Raw genomic sequence first — 20,131 nt, forward strand, 5'->3', positions numbered from 1 at the left:
GTGACGGACGCCGGAACCGATGCGCTGCCGGTCTTCCTCGACATCGAGGCGTCCGGCTTCGGTGCCGGCAGCTATCCAATAGAAGTGGGCTGCGTGCTGCCGGACGGGCGCACGCTGTGCTGCCTGGTGCGTCCGCCGGAGCAGTGGCGGCACTGGGATGCCAGCGCGGAATCCATCCATCACATCACGCGTGACGTGCTGATGCAGCACGGTCTGCCGGTCGAGGAAGTCGTATGCCGGCTGGACGAGGCGCTGCGCGGACGCGAGGTCTACAGCGACGCCTGGGGCAACGACTACGCCTGGCTGTCGCGCCTCTACGACGAGGCGGATCGCGTGCCGCGCTTTCATCTTCGCAGCCTGCGCGAACTGCTGAACGAAGACCAGGCGGCGCGCTGGCATGGGGTCAAGCAGGCGGTGGCGGAAGAGCTGCACACCACGCGCCATCGCGCCAGCAACGACGCGCGCGTGCTGCAGACCACCTACGCCAGGCTGCGCGCGCAGGCGGCGATCGAGCGCCGCACCTGAAGCCGCTCGCTGATCGATGCACAAATGAAAAGAGCGCCCATGGGCGCTCTTTTCATTTCATTCGACGCTGCCCCGAGATCAGGCTTCGTCGCGCGAGGCACGCTTGCGCTCGTGTTCCTTCAGGTGACGCTTGCGCAGGCGGATGTTCTTCGGCGTGATTTCGACCAGCTCATCGTCGGCGATGAATTCGATCGCCGATTCCAGCGTCAGCGCGATCGGCGGAATCAGGCGCACGGCTTCGTCGGTGCCCGAGGCGCGCACGTTCGTGAGCTGCTTGCCCTTGATCGGGTTCACCACCAGATCGTTGTCGCGCGAGTGGATGCCGATGATCATGCCTTCGTACAGCACATCGCCCGGATTGACGAACATGCGGCCGCGGTCCTGAAGGTTCCACAGCGCGTAGGCGACTGCTTCGCCGTCGTTCTGCGAAATCAGCACGCCGTTGCGACGTTCCGACATCGCGCCGGCCATCGGGCCGTAGTCGTCGAACACGTGGCTGGCCAGACCGGTGCCGCGGGTCAGCGTCAGGAATTCGCCCTGGAAGCCGATCAGGCCGCGCGCCGGAATGCGGTACTCGATACGCACGCGGCCCTTGCCATCCGGCTGCATGTCCTGCATTTCACCGCGGCGACGGCCCAGTTCTTCCATCACGCCGCCCTGGTGGGTTTCCTCGACGTCGACGGTGAGCATTTCGTACGGCTCGCACTTCACGCCGTCGATTTCCTTGAACACGACGCGCGGACGGCCGACCGCCAGCTCGTAGCCTTCGCGGCGCATATTTTCCAGCAGGATGGTCAGGTGCAGTTCGCCGCGGCCCGATACCAGGAACACGTCGGAGTCGTCGGTGTACTCGACGCGCAGAGCCACGTTCTTCAGCAGTTCCTTCTCCAGGCGCTCGCGGATCTGGCGGCTGGTGACGAACTTGCCCTCACGACCGGCCAGCGGCGAGGCGTTCACCATGAAGTTCATCGTCAGCGTCGGCTCGTCGACCGCGATCGGCTTCATCGGCTCGGGCGATTCCGGGTCACAGATGGTGACGCCGATGCCGACCTGTTCGATGCCGGACACCAGCACGATGTCGCCGGCGCTGGCCGATTCGGCCTGCGTACGGTCGAGACCCTTGAAGGTGAGCACCTGGCCGACCTTGGCCTTGCCGCGGCTTTCGTCGCCGTAATAGACGACCACTTCCTGGTTCGGCTTGATGCGGCCACGCTTGATTCGGCCGATGCCGAGCTGACCGATGTAGGTCGAGTAGTCGAGCGAACAGATCTGCAGCTGCAGCGGCGCGTCTTCATCGACTTCCGGCTGCGGCACGTGCTTCAGGATGGTTTCGAACAGCGGGCGCATGTCGGTGCCCGGCTTGTCGGCGTCCAGCATGGCGAAGCCGTTCAGCGCCGAGGCGAACACGACCGGGAAGTCGAGCTGTTCGTCGGTGGCACCCAGCTTGTCGAACAGATCGAAGGTGTGGTTGATCACCCAGTCCGGACGGGCGCCCGGGCGGTCGATCTTGTTCACCACGACGATGGGTTTCAGGCCGAGAGCCAGCGCCTTGCGGGTGACGAAGCGGGTCTGCGGCATCGGGCCTTCGACGGCGTCGACCAGCAGCAGCACGGAATCGACCATCGACAGCACGCGCTCGACCTCGCCGCCGAAGTCGGCGTGGCCCGGGGTGTCGACGATGTTGATGTGTGTGCCTTCGTACTCGATCGCGCAGTTCTTCGCGAGAATCGTGATGCCGCGTTCTTTTTCGATATCGCCGGAATCCATGACCCGCTCGGACACCTGCTGGTGCGATGCGAAGGTGCCGGATTGGCGCAGCAGCTGGTCAACCAGCGTGGTCTTGCCATGATCGACGTGCGCGATGATGGCGATGTTGCGTATGGAGCGGGACATGGGAATGGTGCGGCGCAAAAGATAAACACGCGAGTTTAGCACGCCAAGGTCGCAAGACGTCAGGTGCCCGGGACGGAGGGCGTCCCGGCTGCTAGACTCGCCGGTCATCCAATCAGGAGTTCCGGAACGATGCTGGCCATCATTGGCGGAAGCGGGCTGACCCAGCTTGCCAACCTCGACGTCACGCGGCGCGAGGTCGTGCGTACACCTTACGGCGAACCGTCCGGTCCGCTCACCTTCGGCCGCCTTGGTGGCCACGAGCTGGTGTTCATCGCGCGCCACGGCTACGGCCATACGATTCCGCCGCACCGCGTCAATTACCGCGCGAACATCTCCGCACTGAAGAGCGTCGGCGTGGACAAGGTCGTATCGGTGGCCTCGGTGGGCGGCATCCGCGCCGACCTTGCACCGGGCAGCCTGGTCGTGCCGGATCAGATCATCGACTACACCTGGGGGCGCCACTCCACCTTCTTTGACGGCCACGACGGACAGGTGAAGCATGTCGACTTCACCGAACCGTACGACAGTGCCTTGCGTGCCCGTCTGCTCGCTGCCGCGGCGCTGGCCGGCGAGGCGGTGATCGACGGCGCCGTCTATGCGGCCACCCAGGGACCGCGTCTGGAAACCGCGGCCGAGATCAACCGCTTCGAGCGCGACGGCGCCGACGTCGTCGGCATGACCGGCATGCCGGAAGCGGTGCTGGCGCGCGAAGCCGGTCTGGCCTATGCGGCGCTCAATGTGGTGGTGAATCACGCGGCCGGTCGTGGCGATTCCGCGCACGGCATCCAGATGTCGGCCATCGAAGCCATGCTGCAGGAGGCGATGATGCGCGTGCGTCACCTGCTCGAACGTTTGTGCCAGGAAGGGGTGTGCCCGTGATCCGCGACATCCTGCGCATGGGCGACCCGCGCCTGCTGCGCGTTTCGCGGCCGGTCGAGCGTTTCGACACGGCCGAGCTCGACGCGCTGGTGACCGACCTGATGGACACCATGCAGGCCGCCAACGGCGCCGGTCTCGCGGCGCCGCAGATCGGCGTTGACCTGCGCGTCGTCATCTTCGGCGGCTCGCCGTCCGTGCGCTATCCGGACGCGCCGGTCGTGCCCTTCACCGTGCTGGTCAATCCGGTGCTGACGCCGCTCGGCCACGACATGGAGGAGGGCTGGGAGGGCTGTCTGTCGGTGCCCGGTCTGCGCGGCATCGTGCCGCGCTACAGCCGGCTGCACTACAGCGGCTTCGATCCGGAGGGCAAGCCCATCTCCCGCGAGGCGGAAGGCTTTCACGCACGCGTCGTGCAGCACGAATGCGACCACCTGGACGGCATCCTCTACCCGATGCGGGTGCGTGACTTCAGCCGCTTCGGCTACACCGACGTGCTGTTCCCGGGCGTCGAGGATGGTGACGACTGACGGGGACTGAGCGCGCGCCGCGGTTGAGAACCGAGAAGGCTTCTAGCCCCGGCATGAGCCGATATCTAGGTCTGCAGACGGCCGCCGCTGCGTCGCGGCCAAGGCCGCTCCCACAGGGGATGCGCCCGACCCACGGTCCGAGCCCGGGCCGGGGTTCTGCGGGAGGGGTCTTGACCTCGACGGCAGCCTGCATCGAGCCAGCGGACGGCGGCGGCGGCCGCGTCGCGGTCAAGGCCGCTCCGACAGGAAGTGCGCTCGATTCGCCGTCGGAGCCAGGATCCGGCTTTCTGTGGGAGGGGTCTTCTGACCCCGACCGGGCCGTCGATGAGCAACCATCGCTCATTCGACGGCGGAGAGGAGAGCGGTCGGGCGGCCTTTGCCTAAATGCTGCTCGAGGCTGAGACCCCGGCTGCGCGCGCTGCGACCCAGGCTTCCAGTTCGGCCGCCGGCAGCGGTTTGCTGAACAGGAAGCCCTGCACGCATTCACAGCCCAGGTTGCCGAGGAAGGCGTACTGCGCGTCGGTTTCCACGCCTTCGGCGATCACCGTCAGGCCGAGGTTGTGCGCCAGGCTGATGGTGGCTGCACAGATGGCGGCGTCGTCCGGATCGTTCTCGATGTCCTTGACGAAGGAGCGGTCGATCTTCAGCCGCTGCAAGGGCATGAGCTTCAGGTGGCTCAGCGAGGAATAGCCAGTGCCGAAGTCGTCGATCGCCAGTTCGAGGCCCAGTTCGCGCAGCTGCGCCAGCATGCGCAGCGTGTTGTCGGCATCCTCCATGGCGACGCTTTCGGTGATTTCCAGTTCGAGGTCGCCCGGCTTCAGGTCGTACTTCAGCACGACGTCCTTCACCTGCCGCAGCAGATTCTTCGAGCGCAGCTGCCGCGCCGACAGGTTGACGGCGATCCGCATCTGCAGGCCCATCGCGCGCCAGACGCTGAGCTGGCGACAGGCTTCCTGCAGTATCCATTCGCCGAGGCGGATGATGAGGTCGCTCTCCTCGGCAATCGGAATGAACTTGTTCGGCGGCACCAGACCGCGCTCCGGGTGCTCCCAGCGCACCAGCACTTCGACTCCCATCAGCCGACCGCTGCCGGTTTCGATCTGCGGCTGGTAGTGCAGCACGAACTGCCGCTTGGCGATCGCCTGGTGCAGGCTGCTCTGCAACGTCAGCCGCTCGCTGGCGTTGGCCGACATGCTGTCGTTGAAGAACTGGTAATTGTTCCGGCCGGCGGCCTTGGCGTGATACATCGCGCTGTCGACGTTGCGCAGCAGGTCATCCACCGTTTCGCCGTCGTTCGGAAACACGCCGATGCCGACGCTGGGCGTCGAATGCAGCTGGTAAGCCTCGACTGCGTAGGGCGCAGACAGGGCGGCGACGATCTTCTCGGCCACGGCGGCCGCGGTCAGCGTGGTCACCATATCGGTCACCAGGACGACGAATTCGTCCCCACCGAGGCGCGCGACGACGTCGCTCTGCCGCACGCAGCGCAGCAGACGCTTGCCCACCTCGACCAGCAGCGCATCGCCGACGTGATGGCCCAGCGTGTCGTTGATGTCCTTGAAGTGGTCCATGTCTATCATCAGCACCGCAAACAGCGTGCTGTGCCGGCGCGCATGCGCCATCACCTGTTCCATGCGCAGCTGCAGCGACAGACGGTTGGGCAGGCCGGTCAGCATGTCGTGGTGCGCGAGGTGGTGGATCTTTCTTTCCGCCTCCCTGCGCTCGCTGATGTCGGAAAAGGAATGCACGTAGTGAGCGATGCGTCCCCCGGGTTCGCGGACCGGATAGATGCTGAGCGACTTCGGATAGCTTTCGCCGCTGGCGCGCCGGTCGTCGAGTTCGCCCCGCCAGTAGCCGTCGCGTTCGAGTTGATCGGCGAATTCGTTGCGCGATTCCTCGCTGTACGGACAGCTCACCACCGCCGACGCCGGACGTCCGCTGGCCGCGTGTTCGTCGATGCCGGTCAGCGCGCTGAATGCCGGATTCACGGTGACGACGCGTCCGCGCGCATCGGTGACCATGATGGCTTCGTTCAGACTGTCGATCACGCTGGCTGCGAGCGACAGTTCGGCGTCGCGCATCTGCAAGCGCCGCAATTGCAGCTGTCGCAGATAGAGCAGGGCGGCAATGGCCAGCGACACGGCGGCGCCGGCCCCCCAGATGCCGAGCACGCGCGCGCTGCCGTAGCGGTTCTGCCAGCCGCCTGCCGGGACGGCGGCCAGTTGCCAGCGCGCGTTGTCCGGCAGTACGACGTCGACCAGCACCGGCGTCTGGTCGAACAGGGCGGCGTCGCCATGAAAGACCTCGCCTGCCGCACCCAGCCCGTCGCGACCGCGCAGCGCGTAATGCAGGTCGCCGCGCTCAGGTACGAGACCGCTGGCTTCGAGCAGTGAGTCGAAGCGCAGCACGACGGCAACCAGGCCCCAGTAACGTTCCGGCTGTCCGTTACGTGCCGGAAGGTAGACCGGGAAGCGGTTGATCAGCCCGATGCCGCCCTGCACCAGTTCGAGCGGACCGGCGAGTACGAAGCGACGGGAGTTCATCATCTGCACGACCGCGTCACGTTGCGACGGCGTATCGAGATAGCTCAGACCGATTGCGCGCTCGTTACCGGCGAGCGGATAGACGTCGCGCACCACGTTGTCCGGCGCCACCGAAATGTTCCGCAGATGGCGGCCGTAGGCCAGCATGCGCTCGGCGACGCGATCGAAGGACGCGCGGTCGAAGTCCGGATTGGCGGCGATGAAACTGACCAGGCCGAGCGACAGGTAGGCGGCGCTGTTGACCTCGCTCTCCAGCCGCGCCCGCACCTGTCCGGCCTGCGCCGTCACGGCGCTGCGCTCGCGCTGATGCAGTTCCGCCGCCTCGTTACCTGCGATGTAGGCGGTGAGTGCCAGACCTGCCAGCAGCGCCACCAGCGCAACGATCAGTGGTCGCGCGCGGTCGGTCATCGTGATGTGTGCGGGTTCGTCGCGGGTCAGGCTCAAGGCAGGGTTCCGTCCTCGTCGGGGATGCCCGGGTGCGTCGGCATCGACAGTATGTCCGGAAACCTGCGCGGCGCAGCGAGCACTGCGTCGCGTCCGTCATACCGTACTCAGGAAACGGCCAGTTCCCCCAGCAGTTCCTGCTCCAGCCGGATCAGGGTCGTGCTGTTGTCCAGCTCCTCGCCCGAGATCAGGAACACGTCCTCGGCGCGCTCACCGAGCGTCGTGATCTTGGCGGTGTGCAGGCGGATCGCGTGCGCTGCCAGCACGCGCGCCACCGAGTAGAGCAGGCCGGGACGGTCGGCTGCGGTGACGTGCATGATGTGGTGCTGCTTGCGTTCGTCCGGCTTGATGACGATTTCCGGCGTGATCGGGAAATGCTTCACCTCGCGTGACAGGCGTCCGGCGATCGGCTGCTCGGCCGGAAGCTGCGCCTGCAGGCGCTCGACCAGTCCGGTCTCGATCAGCGCAATCATGTCGCGCGAATTGAGGTGGCCGTTCGGGTCGAGCAGCACGAAGCTGTCGAGCGCATGGCCGTCGGTCGTGGTGTGGATCTTGGCGTCGGCGATGCTGTAGCCCAGGCGGCCGAAGAAGCCGCACAGCCGCACGAACAGGTCGAGCTGGTCGGGCGCGTACACCATCACCTGCAGGCCGTCGCCGACCTGGTTCGGCCGCGCCTTGACGACCGGCACCGTCGCCTCGACCTGGAAATACAGCATGCGCGTGTGCCAGGCGATTTCGTCCGGGTCGTGGCGCATGAAGTAGACGGTGTCGAGGCGCGACCAGAAAGCCTGTTCGACGCCCTCGCGCAGTCCGAAGTAGCGCAGCAGACTGCGCGCTTCCTCCTGCCGGTCACCGCTGCCGGGTACGTGGGCACCGTCACCCTGCAGCACGCGCAGGGTCGAGAAATAGAGGTCTTCCAGCAGCTTGCCGCGCCAGGCGTTCCACACCTTGGGACTGGTGCCGCGGAGGTCGGCGTGGGTCAGGATGTAGAGCGCGGTCAGGCGACGCTCGCTCTTCACCACGCGCGCGAAGTCGCGGATCACGTCCGGATCCGACAGGTCCTGCTTCTGCGCCACCGAGGACATCGACAGGTGGTGCTCGACGAGGAAGACGACCAGATCGGTGTCGACGGGACTCAGATCGTGCTGGCGGCAGAACAGGCGAGCGTCGCGCATGCCGAGCTGCGAGTGATCGCCGCCGCGGCCCTTGGCGATGTCGTGGAACAGTGCCGAAAGGTAGAGCAGCCAGCGCCGCTCGAAGCCGGTGATCAGGCGCGACAGCAGCGGGTATTCGTGCGCGTGCTCGGACATGGTGAAGCGGCGTACGTTGCGCATCACCTGCAGGATGTGCTGATCGACCGTATAGACATGAAACAGGTCGTGCTGCATCTGGCCGACGATGCGGCCGAAGGCGGGCAGGTAGCGGCCGAGAATGCCGTACTGGTTCATCCGGCGGATTTCGTGCACCAGGCCGCGCGTCTGCTGGAACAGAGACAGGAAGAGGGCGCGGTTCTTCGGGTCGCGGCGGAACTTCGCGTCGATCATCCGGCGCGCGCGCCAAAGCCCGCGCAGCGTGCGGGCGGTCATGCCCTTCAGTTCGCTGTGCCGCTGCAGCAGCGTGAAGCATTCGAGCAGCGCGCTTGGCTCGCGCTCGAACACCTGTTCATCGACCACGTCCAGCAGTTCGCGGCTGGACTGGAAGCGCGCATTGATCGGCAGCACTGCCGCATCGTCGGCCGGGAACAGCGCAGCCGAAATGTTCTGCAGCAGGATGGTGTTCAGCTGGGTGATGGTCTTCGCGCTGCGGTAATAGCGCTGCATGAACACTTCGGAGGCGCGCCGCGTCGGCGTGGCGGCAAGGCCGAAGGCGGCGGCCATCGCCTCCTGGTGATCGAAGATCAGTCGGTCTTCGCGCCGGCGCGCGATCAGGTGCAGCCGTACCCGGGTGTCACGCATGAAGCGCTCGACGCGTGCGAGCTGACGTGCTTCCTCGGCAGTGATCAGGCCGCGCGCGGCCAGTTCGGCCCAGCTGCCGCCCAGCTTGCTCGCGCGTGCGATCCACTGGATCACCTGCAGGTCGCGCAGGCCGCCCGGGCTTTCCTTGCAGTTGGGTTCGAGGCTGTAGGGCGTTTCCTGGTAGCGCTGATGGCGTTCGTCCTGCTCCAGTCGCTTGGCCTTGAAGAAGGCGCCGGGGTCGCGCTGCGCCTCCAGCGTGCTGCTTAGTTCGCGGAACAGCTTGCGCGAGCCGGCGAGCAGGCGCGCTTCGAGCAGCGTGGTTTCGACCGTGATATCGCGCGCCGCCTCATCGACGCACTGTCCGACCGAGCGCACGCTGTGACCGATGTCCAGACCGATGTCCCACAGCAGTCCGACCAGATGCTCGAGCTTGGCCTCGATGTCAGCCGACACCTCGCTCGGCGTCAGGAAGAGCACATCGACGTCGGACGCCGGGTACAGCTCGCCGCGCCCGTATCCGCCGACCGCGATCAGCGCCGCGCTGCGCGGCAGTCCGACCGCTGTCCACAGCCGCCGCAGCGCGTTGTCGACGGCGCGGGCGCGCGCCGCGAGCATGCGGCTGCTGTTGCCGTCGTGTTCGAAACGGGTGCGGAACTCGAGCTGGCTGGCTGCCAGTTCGCTGCGCAGCGCGCTGGCGAGCTGGCGCAGCGCGTCGGAATCGGACGGGCCGTTCACCGCTCAGGCGGCCCGCGCGGTGTCGCCGCTCAGCGCCGGCGGCGGGCTGCCGGCCGACACGGTCAGCACCTCGTAACCGTCGGCGGTAACCAGCACCGTGTGCTCCCATTGCGCAGACAGGCTGCGGTCGCGGGTGACGATGGTCCAGCCGTCCGGCAGTTCCGACACGGCGGCGCGGCCGGCGTTGATCATCGGCTCGATGGTGAAGATCATGCCTTCCTTCAGCTCCATGCCGGTGCCGGGCTTGCCGTAGTGCAGCACCTGCGGCTCCTCGTGGAACTTGCGGCCGATGCCGTGACCGCAGAACTCGCGCACTACGGAAAAACCGTTGTTTTCCGCGTGGCGCTGGATGGCGTGGCCGATGTCGCCCAGTCGGGCGCCCGGCTTCACCTTGGAAATGCCGAGCCACAGGCATTCGTAGGTGATCAGGCACAGACGTGCCGCCTGCTTGGTGGTTTCGCCGCCGACGATGAACATGCGGCTGGTGTCGCCGTGGAAACCGTCCTTGATGACGGTGATGTCCAGATTGACGATGTCGCCCTTCTTCAGGGCCCGGTCCGCCGGCACACCGTGGCACACGACGTGGTTGACCGAGGTGCAGATCGACTTCGGGTAGGGGCTGTAGCCGGGCGGCGCGTAATTGAGCGGCGCCGGGATGGTCTGCTGCACGTTCACCATGTATTCATGGCACAGGCGGTCGAGCTCGGCCGTCGTGACGCCCGGCTGCACGTGGGGCTCGATGTAGTCGAGCACTTCCGACGCCAGTCTGCACGCGACGCGCATGCTCTCGATTTCTTCCGCTGTCTTGATGGTGACGCTCATGAAAAGGCTCTGTAAGGGTGTTCCGAGGGACAGCAGGTTAGCGGAAGCGGTTCCGGGCGGCAAACTGCTGTCATCCGGCCGACTTGAGTTTGTTGCATTGCGGCTGCTAGAATCGCAGGCTGTCTGATTTCAGTGCCCGATGGCGGGTGCGTCAGACAAATCCACACGCCCGGTGTCGCCGCATATGTATACGGTGACTGAACCGATAGGGTGCGCAGCCGGAACACCGGCTGTGAACACGGCCGGGCGGAGGTCAAACCCTGTTCGGAGTAATCTCGAATGTCCGTATCCATGCGCGAAATGCTGGAAGCGGGTGTCCATTTCGGACACCAGACCCGCTTCTGGAACCCCAAGATGGCCCCCTTTATTTTCGGCCATCGCAACAAGATCCACATCATCAACCTGGAAAAGACCGTCGCCAAGTACAACGACGCGATGGCCTTCATCCGCCGCATGTCTGCCAACAAGGGCACCATCCTGATGGTCGGCACCAAGCGCCAGGCCCGCGAAATCGTGGCCGAAGAGGCGCAGCGCGCCGGCGTGCCCTATGTCGATGAGCGCTGGCTCGGCGGCATGCTGACCAACTTCAAGACGCTGAAGCTGTCGGTCAAGCGCCTGAAGGACCTGGAAGCCATGGTCGAAGACGGCTCGATGGAACGCATGCCGAAGAAGGAAGCCCTGGTGCTGCAGCGCGAGCTGGTCAAGCTGCAGAAGAGCATCGGCGGCATCAAGGACATGGGCGGCCTGCCGGACGCGCTGTTCGTGATCGACGTCGGCTACCACAAGATCGCCATCACCGAAGCCAACAAGCTGGGTATTCCGGTCGTGGCCGTGGTCGATACCAACCATTCGCCGCTGGGCGTCGATTACGTCATTCCGGGCAATGACGACTCGAGCCGCGCCATCCGTCTGTACGCCTCCGGCGTGGCCGACGCGATCCTGGAAGGCCGCAACAGTGCCGCCCAGGACCTGGTGGCACAGCTGAAGTCCGACGACGAGTTCGTCGAGGTCGAAGGCGAAGGCGAAGCCCAGGCCTGATCGATTGATGCGGGCGCCCAGGCGCCCGCGATTGTTTTACCGATTCGTATTTATAGGCAGGAATGAGCATGGCGGAAATCACCGCAGGTATGGTCAAGGAGCTGCGCGAAAAGACCGACGCTCCGATGATGGAATGCAAGAAGGCGCTGACCGAAGCGGGCGGCGACCTGGCGAAGGCCGAAGAAATCCTTCGCGTGAAGCTGGGCAACAAGGCAAGCAAGGCTGCCGCCCGCGTGACCGCCGAGGGCGTGGTGGGTCTGTTCCTGTCGGCCGACGGCAAGACTGCCGCAATGGTCGAAGTGAACTGCGAAACCGACTTCGTGGCCAAGAACGACGACTTCCTGGCGCTGGTCAACGGCGCAGCCAAGCTGGTCGCCGACAACAACCCGGCCGACGTGGCCGCGCTGTCGGCACTGCCGTTCGGCGAAGGTACGGTCGAATCGACTCGCGCTGCACTGGTCGGCAAGATCGGCGAGAACATGTCGATCCGCCGCTTCGTGCGCGTGCAGGCTGAAGGCAAGGTCGCCAGCTACGTGCATGGCGGTTCGAAGATCGGCGTGCTGGTCGATGTCGTCGGCGGTGACGAAGCGATGGCCAAGGACCTGGCGATGCACATCGCCGCGTCGAAGCCGAAGTCGCTCGATTCGACCGGCGTGTCGGCCGACCTGATCGAAGCCGAACGTCGCGTTGCGATCGAGAAGGCGCGCGAAGCCGGCAAGCCGGAAGAGATGATCGCCAAGATCGCCGAAGGCTCGGTGCAGAAGTACCTGAAGGAAGTCACCCTGCTGGGTCAGGTCTTCGTCAAGGCCGAAGACGGCAAGCAGACCATCGAACAGCTGCTGAAGGCGAAGTCGGCGAAGATCGCCTCCTTCACGCTGTACGTGGTCGGCGAAGGCATCGAGAAGAAGACCACCGACTTCGCTGCCGAAGTCGCCGCCCAGGCTGCCGCCGCAGCGGCCGCCAAGGCCTGAGCCCGGGAGCCTGCATGACTGTTGCCTATCGCCGCATCCTTCTGAAGCTGTCGGGCGAAGCCCTCATGGGCGACGACGACTACGGCATCAGCCGTGACATGCTTGCACGCATCGTCGCTGAAGTTGCCGAAATCCGCGCCCTCGGCGTGGAAGTGGGCGTCGTGATCGGCGGAGGCAACATCTTCCGCGGCGTGGCGGGCGGTGCGGCCGGTATGGACCGCGCCACCGCCGACTACATGGGCATGCTGGCAACCGTGATGAACGCGCTGGCGCTGGGCGACGCGATGCGTCAGGCCGGCGTCGCGGCGCGCGTACAGTCGGCGCTCAGCATTGAACCCGTGGTCGAGTTCTATATCCGCGGCAAGGCGATCCGCTACCTCGAAGAGGGCAAGGTCGTCATTTTCGCCGCCGGTACCGGCAATCCCTTCTTCACCACCGACACCGCCGCTGCGCTGCGCGGTCGCGAGATCGAAGCCGAAATCGTGCTGAAGGCGACCAAGGTCGATGGCGTCTACAGCGCCGATCCGATGAAGGACAAGAGCGCCACGCGCTACGACCGCATCAGCTTCGACGAGGCGATCAGCCGCGATCTGAAGGTGATGGACGCCACCGCGCTCGCGCTGTGCCGCGACCAGCAACTGCCGATCAAGGTGTTCAGCATCTTCAAGGCGGGCGCGCTCAAGCGTGTCGTGATGGGCGAAGACGAAGGTACGCTGGTCCATATATAGTGGTGCAGGGGCCGTCGGCCCCTTTGCTTCAGCGGCCGCCCCGGTGCGGCCGTCCCTTCCAACAAGAGGCGACGTCATGATCCCCGAGTTGAAGAAAACCACCGAACAGAAGATGCAGAAGACGCTGGAGTCGCTCAAGACCGACTTCGGCAAGGTACGCACCGGTCGTGCGCACACCGGCATCCTCGATCACATCCAGGTCGATTACTACGGCTCGCTGGTGCCGCTGTCGCAGGTCGCCAACGTGACCTTGATCGACGCGCGCGCAATCGGCGTGCAGCCGTGGGAAAAGAAGATGCTGTCGGTCGTCGAGAAGGCGATCCGCGATTCCGACCTCGGCCTGAATCCGTCTGCCATGGGCGACATCGTGCGCGTGCCGATGCCGCCGCTGACCGAAGAGCGCCGCAAGGAGCTGATCAAGGTCGTTCGTGGCGAAGCCGAGAACGCGCGCGTGGCCGTGCGCAATCTGCGCCGTGACGCGAACAATGCGCTGAAGGAAGCCGTCAAGGAAAAGGAAATTTCCGAGGACGACGAGCGCCGCGCGCAGGACGACGTGCAGAAGCTGACCGACCGCTACATCGCCGAGGTCGACAAGCAACTGGCGCAAAAAGAGCAAGACCTGATGGCTGTCTGAAGCCAGGCACCGGATCTTGTCTTCCAGCACCGGCACGTCCGCAGTCCCGCGACACATCGCCATCATCATGGATGGCAATGGCCGCTGGGCGCGTCGCCGTTTCATGCCGCGCGTTGCCGGGCACCGCAAGGGTGTCGAAGCGGTGCGCGCGGTGGTCAAACGCTGCGCCGAGCGCGGCGTCGGCTATCTGACGCTGTTCGCCTTCAGTTCCGAGAACTGGCGGCGGCCGGCCGAGGAAGTCAATTTCCTGATGCAGCTGTTCGTGCGCGCGCTGGAGGACGAAGTCGTCCGCCTGCACGAGAACGGCATCCGCCTGCGCGTGGTCGGCGATCTGGGCCGTTTCGAGCCGCGTCTGGTCGAACTGATCCGCAATGCCGAGGCGCTGACCGAAGGCAATACCGGACTCAACCTGACCATAGCCGCCAACTACGGCGGCCGCTGGGACATCCTGCAGGCGGTCGAGCGCATGCTGAAGGCGCACCCGGAGCGGCGTGAAGGCTTTACCGAACAGGAGCTGGCGCCGCATCTGTCGATGGCCTACGCGCCCGAGCCCGATCTGTTCATTCGCACCGGTGGCGAACAGCGCATCAGCAATTTCCTGCTCTGGCAACTGGCCTACACCGAACTCTATTTCACCGACAGCCTGTGGCCCGAATTCAATGGTGCGGCCATAGACGAGGCCATCACGTCCTACCAGCAGCGGGAACGTCGCTTCGGCCGAACCAGCGAACAGGTCCAGTCAGCGGCCGCAGCCGGCCAGCATGCTTAAGCAGCGTGTACTGACGGCCATCGTCCTGCTGGCGGGACTGTCGGCGGCACTGTGGGGCATGGATCTGGCCGCTTGGGGCTGGCTGGTCGCCGCGATTCTGGGGTTCGCCGGCTGGGAGTGGGCGCGCCTGATCGGTTTCGCGCCGCTTGGCGCCCGCGTCGCGGGCGTGCTCACCTTCGCCCTGGTCGGGTTCTGCGCACAACGCGCTTTCGACGCGCAGGGCGTTGTCAGCGATGCGGCGCCCGCGCTGTCCGCGCTGCATGCGCTGGCCATCCTGTTCTGGCTGCTGATCGTACCGTTCTGGATGTCGCGCGGCGCGCGCCCGGCGCAGCCCTGGCTTGTTCTGACTGGCGTGCTCGTGCTGCTGCCGCCGGCGCTGGCGCTGATACAGCTGCGCGCCATCGGCGTGCTGCCGCTGCTGTTGCTGATGGCCGTAGTCTGGATCGCCGACATCGCCGCCTATTTCACCGGCAAGGCCTTCGGTCGACACAAGCTGGCGCCGTCGATCAGCCCTGGCAAGACCTGGGAGGGCGCAGCCGGTGCCGTGGTCGCCGTCCAGCTGTACGGCCTCGCCATCAAGCCGGCGCTGTTCGACGCTGCGCAGATGCCCTCGGCACCGTTCTGGGCGGCGATGCTGCTGTTGCTGACGGCGGTCAGCATCGTTGGCGACCTGTTCGAATCGATGATGAAGCGGCAGGCCGGCATGAAGGACAGCAGCCAGCTGCTGCCCGGCCATGGCGGCGTGCTCGACCGCGTCGACAGCCTGACGGCCACCTTGCCGCTGATAGGCTTCTACCTGCTCAACCTGATACCCGGAGCGTCGAACTGATGCGCAGACTGACCGTACTGGGCGCGACCGGCTCGATCGGCGTCAGCACGCTGGACGTCGTCGCGCGCCACCCGGACCGTTTCGAGATCGTTGCGCTGTCCGGTCATCGCCAGATCGACCGCCTGGCCGAACAGTGCATCGCCTTCGCGCCGCGCATCGCCGTGGTGGCCGACGCGGACGCTGCCGTCGCGTTGCGTGAACGCCTGGCCGGACGGGTGCCGACCGAGGTCATGCACGGCGTCGAGGCGCTCGAAATGGTCGCTGCGCTGCCCGAGGTGGATACCGTGATGGCGGCCATCGTTGGCGCCGCCGGCCTGCGCTCGGCGCTGGCGGCAGCGCGCGCCGGCAAGCGCATCCTGCTCGCGAACAAGGAAAGCCTTGTGATGAGCGGCGACCTGTTCATGCGCGAGGTGTCGGCCCACGGCGCGACGCTGCTGCCCATAGACAGCGAACACAACGCCGTCTTCCAGTGCATGCCGGCCAAGGGGCGCGAGGGCGTGCGCCGCATCCTGCTCACCGCGTCGGGCGGTCCGTTCCGCCGCACGCCGATCGCCGATCTGGCGAACGTGACGCCGGAACAGGCCTGCGCTCACCCGAACTGGGACATGGGCCGCAAGATTTCGGTCGATTCGGCCACCATGATGAACAAGGGCCTCGAAGTGATCGAGGCGCGCTGGCTGTTCGACACGCCGGCCGATCGTATCGACGTGGTGATCCATCCACAGAGCATCGTGCATTCGATGGTCGAGTACGTTGACGGCTCGGTGCTGGCGCAGATGGGTAACCCGGACATGCGTACGCCGATCGCGCACGCGCTGGCCTGGCCGGAGCGGATCGAATCCGGCGTCGGCGTGCTCGACCTGGCGGCGGCGGCCGATCTGGTGTTCGAGCGCCCGGATCTGGACCGTTTCCCCTGCCTCAAGCTGGCTTTCGACGCACTGCGCGCCGGCGCCGGCACGCCGGCCGTGCTCAATGCGGCGAACGAAGTCGCGGTTGCCGCCTTCCTGGAACATCGGCTCGGTTTCCGTGCCATAGCCGATGTGATTGCCGCCACCCTCGACACCCTTCCCGATCAGCCGTCGAGCACGCTCGACGAAGTGTTCGCCGCCGATGCTGCGGCGCGCGAGGTCGCACGGCGCCAGATCGGGGCACGCGCTTGAATCCGCTGTTCTACCTGGGGGCCTTCGCGCTGGCGCTGGGCATCCTGATCACCGTGCACGAACTCGGCCACTACAGCGTGGCGCGGCTGTGCGGTGTCAAGGTGCTGCGTTTTTCCGTCGGCTTCGGCCGCCCGCTGTGGATGCGTCGTTACGGCCCGGACCAGACTGAATGGGCCTTGTCGGTGTTTCCGCTCGGCGGCTACGTCAAGATGCTCGACGAGCGCGAGGGCGAAGTGGCCGAGCACGAACGCCACCGTGCCTTCAACCGGCAGACCGTCGGGCGCCGCTTCGCCATCGTGTCGGCCGGGCCGATCGCGAATTTCCTGCTCGCCATCGTCGTCTATTGGGGCCTGTTCATCTACGGCATGGAAGAGCCGCGCGCACTGCTGGCGGCGCCCGCGGCGGGCACCCCGGCGGCGGTGGCCGGTGTCACCGACGGCGAGCAGGTGCGTGCGGTCGATGGCAAACCGATCGCGTCGGCGCAGGACCTGCGCTGGCACGTCGCGCGTGCCGCGGTCGAGGGGCGTTCGCTGCTGCTGGAAACGATCAATGATCGCGCCGAAATCAACAACCGCCGCATCGACCTGTCGGGCATAGGCAGCGACGTCGACGCCACGCTGATGGAGCGGGTCGGCCTGCTGCCGTTCCGGCCGCGCGTCGCGACTGTCGTTGGCAGCGTGGGCGAGGGCAGCGCGGCGGACAAGGCCGGCATGCGCGAGGGCGACCGCGTGCTGTCCATCAACGGACAGGCGGTCGACGACTGGGCGGCCATGGTGCAGCAGGTGCGCGAACTGGGCGGGCGGACCGTAGATGTGGTGGTGCTGCGCGACGGCGCCGAGGCTGTGCTGCGCGCCGAAGTCGCCACGGTGGAGGAGGGCGGACAGCGATTCGGCCGCCTGGGCATCGGCCCCGAACCCGATCCGACACTGCGCGAGCGGCTGTTCGTCGAAGTAAGGCACGGCGTAGGCGAATCGCTGCTGCTGGCGGTCGGCCAGACCTGGGACACGGCCCTGTTCAGCCTCAAGGCCTTCGGCCGCATGATCACCGGCGAACTGTCGTGGAAGAACCTGAGCGGGCCGGTCACCATCGCCGACTACGCGGGCCAGTCGGCGGCCATGGGGCTGACCCATTACATCAAGTTCATCGCGCTGATCAGCATCAGTCTGGGCGTGCTCAACCTGCTGCCCATCCCGCTGCTGGACGGTGGGCACTTGATGTACTATACGATCGAATTTTTCAAGGGCGGTCCGGTTCCGGAGCGGGTCATGGAGATCGGGCAGCAGATCGGCCTCGCCATCCTGCTGATGCTCATGGCGTTCGCCTTCTACAACGATATCAATCGCCTTTTCGGTTGACTACCGACTGAATTCCCCACTTCCCCCAATGCGCAAGTTTCTCCTGCCCGCCCTGATCGCGGGACTGCTGTCGGCTCATGCCCACGCCTTCGCACCCTTCGTCGTCCGCGACATCCGCGTCGAGGGAATTCAGCGGACCGAAGCCGGCACGGTGTTCAACTATCTGCCGGTGCGCGTCGGCGAGAGTTTCACCGAGGACAAGGCGGCCGAGGCGATCAAGGCACTGTTCGCGACCGGCTTCTTCAAGGACGTGCGCATCGAGGTCGAGGGCGACGTGCTGGTGGTGGTAATCGAGGAGCGCCCGGCCATCGCGTCGCTCGACTTCACCGGCATGAAGGAATTCGACAAGGAAGCGATCAAGAAGGGCCTGCGTGACGTGGGCCTGGCCGAGTCGCGCATCTTCGATCGCGCCGTGCTGGAGCGCGCCGAGCAGGAACTGAAGCGACAGTACCTGTCGCGCGGCCGTTATTCGGTCGAGGTCAAGACCACCGTGACGCCGCTCGAGCGCAACCGCGTGGCCATCAACTTCCAGGTCGACGAAGGCGAGGTCGCCAAGATCCGTCAGATCAACATCGTCGGTGCCAGTGCCTTCAAGGAGAAGGACCTGCTGAAGATGATCACGCTGACGACGCCGAACTGGCTCACCTGGTACACGAAGAACGACCAGTATTCGCGCCAGAAACTCAGCGCCGACGTCGAAACGCTGCGCAGCTGGTACCTCGATCGCGGCTATCTCGAATTCAACGTCGATTCGACCCAGGTGTCGATCACGCCGGACAAGCAGGACATCTACATCACCGTCTCGATCACCGAGGGCAAGAAATACACGGTGTCCGGTGTCAAGCTGTCGGGCGATCTGCTGCTGCCGGAAGAGGAACTGCGCAAGCTGGTGAAGCTGAAGCCGGGCGACGAATTTTCGCGCAAGAACCTGACCGACACCACGAAGGCGATCAACGACCGTCTTGGCAACGAAGGCTATGCCTTCGCCAACGTCAACGCGGTGCCGGAACCGGACAAGGAAAAGCAGACTGTCTCGTTCACCGTGTTCGTCGATCCGGGCCGCCGCGTCTATGTGCGCCGCGTGAACGTGCTGGGCAACAGCAAGACCGCCGACCAGGTCATCCGCCGCGAATTCCGCCAGATGGAAGGCGCCTGGTACGACGGCGAGAAGATCAACCGTTCGCGTACCCGCGTTGACCGCCTCGGCTATTTCGACGCGGCCACGGTGGAGACGCCTGCCGTGCCCGGCACCACCGATCAGGTCGACGTGAACCTGACGGTGAAGGAAAAGCCGACCGGCAACCTGATGTTCGGTGCCGGCTTCTCCAGCTCGGAAAGTCTGATCCTGTCGACCTCGATTTCGCAGCAGAACCTGTTCGGCAGCGGCAAGTCGATGTCGCTGAGCCTGAACAGCGGCAGCATCAACAAGACCTACGCGCTGTCCTTCACCGATCCGTACTACACGCCGGACGGCATTTCGCGCGGCTTCGACGTCTATCTGCGCAACGTCGACCCGACCCGTCTGCGCATCGGCAACTACCGTACATCGTCGGTCGGCGCCGGCCTGCGCTGGGGTTTCCCGATCCGCGAGGACGACCGCATCAACTTCGGTCTGGCGGTCGATCAGACCTCGATCGACACCTTCTCCGACAGTCCGCAGCGCTACAAGAACTTCGTCAATGAATTCGGCGACACCAACAACTCGCTGGTGAGCACCATCGGCTGGGCACGCGACACGCGCGACAGCTTCATCTACCCGACGAAGGGCTCGATCCAGCGCGTGAACGGCGAAATCGCGATTCCGCCCGGCGGCCTGCGCTACATGAAGGCCTCCTACCAGCACCAGACCTATTTCCCGCTGTGGGGCAACTTCGTGCTGATGCTCAATGGCGAACTGGGGTATGGTCGCGGCTATGGCGACAAGCCGCTGCCGTTCTACAAGAACTTCTACGTCGGCGGCATCGGCTCGGTACGGGGCTTCGAAACGGCGTCGATCGGTCAGCGCGACCGCGATGGCAACGGCAACCTGCTGCGCACGACCATCGGCGGTGATCGTCGCCTCGTGATGAATGCCGAGGTGCTGTTCCCCTTCCCCGGCATGGGGCAGGACAAGTCGCTGCGTCTGGGCACCTTCGTCGATGCCGGTAACGTCTGGGCCGACGGCCAGAGCCTGAGTCTGGGCGATATGCGTTATAGTGCCGGCCTTTCCGTGGCGTGGAGTTCGCCCATGGGACCGCTGAAGTTCAGCATTGCACAGCCCCTGAACAAGGATCCGCTCGATCGTCTGCAGCGCTTCCAGTTCCAGATGGGTAATGTGTTCTGAT

Annotated in this window: 16 protein-coding genes; 12 read left to right on the forward strand and 4 right to left on the reverse strand. The window is 65.5% G+C overall.

Features of this window, described 5'->3' with window-relative positions; all coding sequences use genetic code 11:
- Complete coding sequence (locus WJU27_RS04735; protein ID WP_020164769.1) at window positions 1-525, forward strand: 3'-5' exonuclease; 525 nt, start codon at window positions 1-3, stop codon at window positions 523-525.
- Window positions 526-603: 78 nt separating this feature from the next.
- On the opposite strand, the gene typA is transcribed toward WJU27_RS04735, so the two are convergent.
- Window positions 604-2,418, reverse strand: coding sequence for a translational GTPase TypA (typA, locus tag WJU27_RS04740; RefSeq protein WP_020164768.1), 1,815 nt, complete (start codon window positions 2,416-2,418; stop codon window positions 604-606).
- Between the two features lie 129 nt (window positions 2,419-2,547).
- Here typA and WJU27_RS04745 point away from each other — a divergent pair, with 129 nt between their 5' ends.
- Complete coding sequence (locus WJU27_RS04745; protein ID WP_020164767.1) at window positions 2,548-3,297, forward strand: S-methyl-5'-thioinosine phosphorylase; 750 nt, start codon at window positions 2,548-2,550, stop codon at window positions 3,295-3,297.
- Entirely contained in the window at window positions 3,294-3,824 is a 531-nt protein-coding gene (def, locus tag WJU27_RS04750; RefSeq protein WP_445928426.1) for a peptide deformylase, read from the forward strand. Before WJU27_RS04745 ends, def begins: the two co-directional genes overlap by 4 nt.
- Window positions 3,825-4,204: 380 nt before the next feature.
- Here the strand turns inward: def and WJU27_RS04755 are convergent, their stop codons facing one another.
- From WJU27_RS04755 to map, 3 genes are all read right to left on the reverse strand, one after another.
- Complete coding sequence (locus WJU27_RS04755) at window positions 4,205-6,811, reverse strand: bifunctional diguanylate cyclase/phosphodiesterase (RefSeq protein WP_341421295.1); 2,607 nt, start codon at window positions 6,809-6,811, stop codon at window positions 4,205-4,207.
- Window positions 6,812-6,918: 107 nt separating this feature from the next.
- Window positions 6,919-9,501 carry a [protein-PII] uridylyltransferase gene (locus WJU27_RS04760; RefSeq protein ID WP_341421296.1) on the reverse strand — a complete coding sequence of 861 codons (2,583 nt, stop codon included), beginning with the start codon at window positions 9,499-9,501 and terminating at the stop codon, window positions 6,919-6,921.
- A 3-nt stretch (window positions 9,502-9,504) separates the two neighbouring features.
- Window positions 9,505-10,323, reverse strand: a complete 819-nt coding sequence (gene map / locus WJU27_RS04765) for a type I methionyl aminopeptidase (protein WP_019918202.1) — start codon at window positions 10,321-10,323, stop codon at window positions 9,505-9,507.
- Window positions 10,324-10,602: 279 nt separating this feature from the next.
- Here map and rpsB point away from each other — a divergent pair, with 279 nt between their 5' ends.
- From rpsB to bamA, 9 genes are all read left to right on the forward strand, one after another.
- Window positions 10,603-11,361, forward strand: coding sequence for a 30S ribosomal protein S2 (rpsB, locus tag WJU27_RS04770; protein WP_020164763.1), 759 nt, complete (start codon window positions 10,603-10,605; stop codon window positions 11,359-11,361).
- A 68-nt stretch (window positions 11,362-11,429) separates the two neighbouring features.
- On the forward strand, window positions 11,430-12,332 hold the full coding sequence (gene tsf / locus WJU27_RS04775; protein WP_020164762.1) for a translation elongation factor Ts: 903 nt from the start codon (window positions 11,430-11,432) through the stop codon (window positions 12,330-12,332).
- A gap of 14 nt (window positions 12,333-12,346) precedes the next feature.
- A complete protein-coding gene (pyrH, locus tag WJU27_RS04780; protein WP_020164761.1) occupies window positions 12,347-13,060 on the forward strand; it encodes a UMP kinase in 714 nt (237 codons plus the stop codon).
- Window positions 13,061-13,136: 76 nt separating this feature from the next.
- Window positions 13,137-13,694 (forward strand): ribosome recycling factor, encoded by a 558-nt coding sequence (gene frr / locus WJU27_RS04785; RefSeq protein ID WP_019918207.1) that lies wholly within the window; start codon window positions 13,137-13,139, stop codon window positions 13,692-13,694.
- Window positions 13,695-13,710: 16 nt separating this feature from the next.
- Window positions 13,711-14,463, forward strand: coding sequence for a polyprenyl diphosphate synthase (gene uppS / locus WJU27_RS04790; RefSeq protein ID WP_020164759.1), 753 nt, complete (start codon window positions 13,711-13,713; stop codon window positions 14,461-14,463).
- On the forward strand, window positions 14,456-15,292 hold the full coding sequence (locus WJU27_RS04795; RefSeq protein WP_341421297.1) for a phosphatidate cytidylyltransferase: 837 nt from the start codon (window positions 14,456-14,458) through the stop codon (window positions 15,290-15,292). The genes uppS and WJU27_RS04795 overlap by 8 nt, the downstream gene beginning before the upstream one ends.
- Entirely contained in the window at window positions 15,292-16,452 is a 1,161-nt protein-coding gene (gene ispC / locus WJU27_RS04800) for a 1-deoxy-D-xylulose-5-phosphate reductoisomerase (RefSeq protein WP_341421298.1), read from the forward strand. Before WJU27_RS04795 ends, ispC begins: the two co-directional genes overlap by 1 nt.
- On the forward strand, window positions 16,449-17,807 hold the full coding sequence (rseP, locus tag WJU27_RS04805) for an RIP metalloprotease RseP (RefSeq protein ID WP_020164756.1): 1,359 nt from the start codon (window positions 16,449-16,451) through the stop codon (window positions 17,805-17,807). Before ispC ends, rseP begins: the two co-directional genes overlap by 4 nt.
- 28 nt (window positions 17,808-17,835) lie before the next feature.
- Window positions 17,836-20,130, forward strand: coding sequence for an outer membrane protein assembly factor BamA (gene bamA, locus WJU27_RS04810; RefSeq protein ID WP_020164755.1), 2,295 nt, complete (start codon window positions 17,836-17,838; stop codon window positions 20,128-20,130).
- Window position 20,131: the final 1 nt, after the last annotated feature.

This window comes from Methyloversatilis sp. NSM2 (assembly GCF_038066675.1).
GTDB lineage: Bacteria > Pseudomonadota > Gammaproteobacteria > Burkholderiales > Rhodocyclaceae > Methyloversatilis > Methyloversatilis discipulorum_A.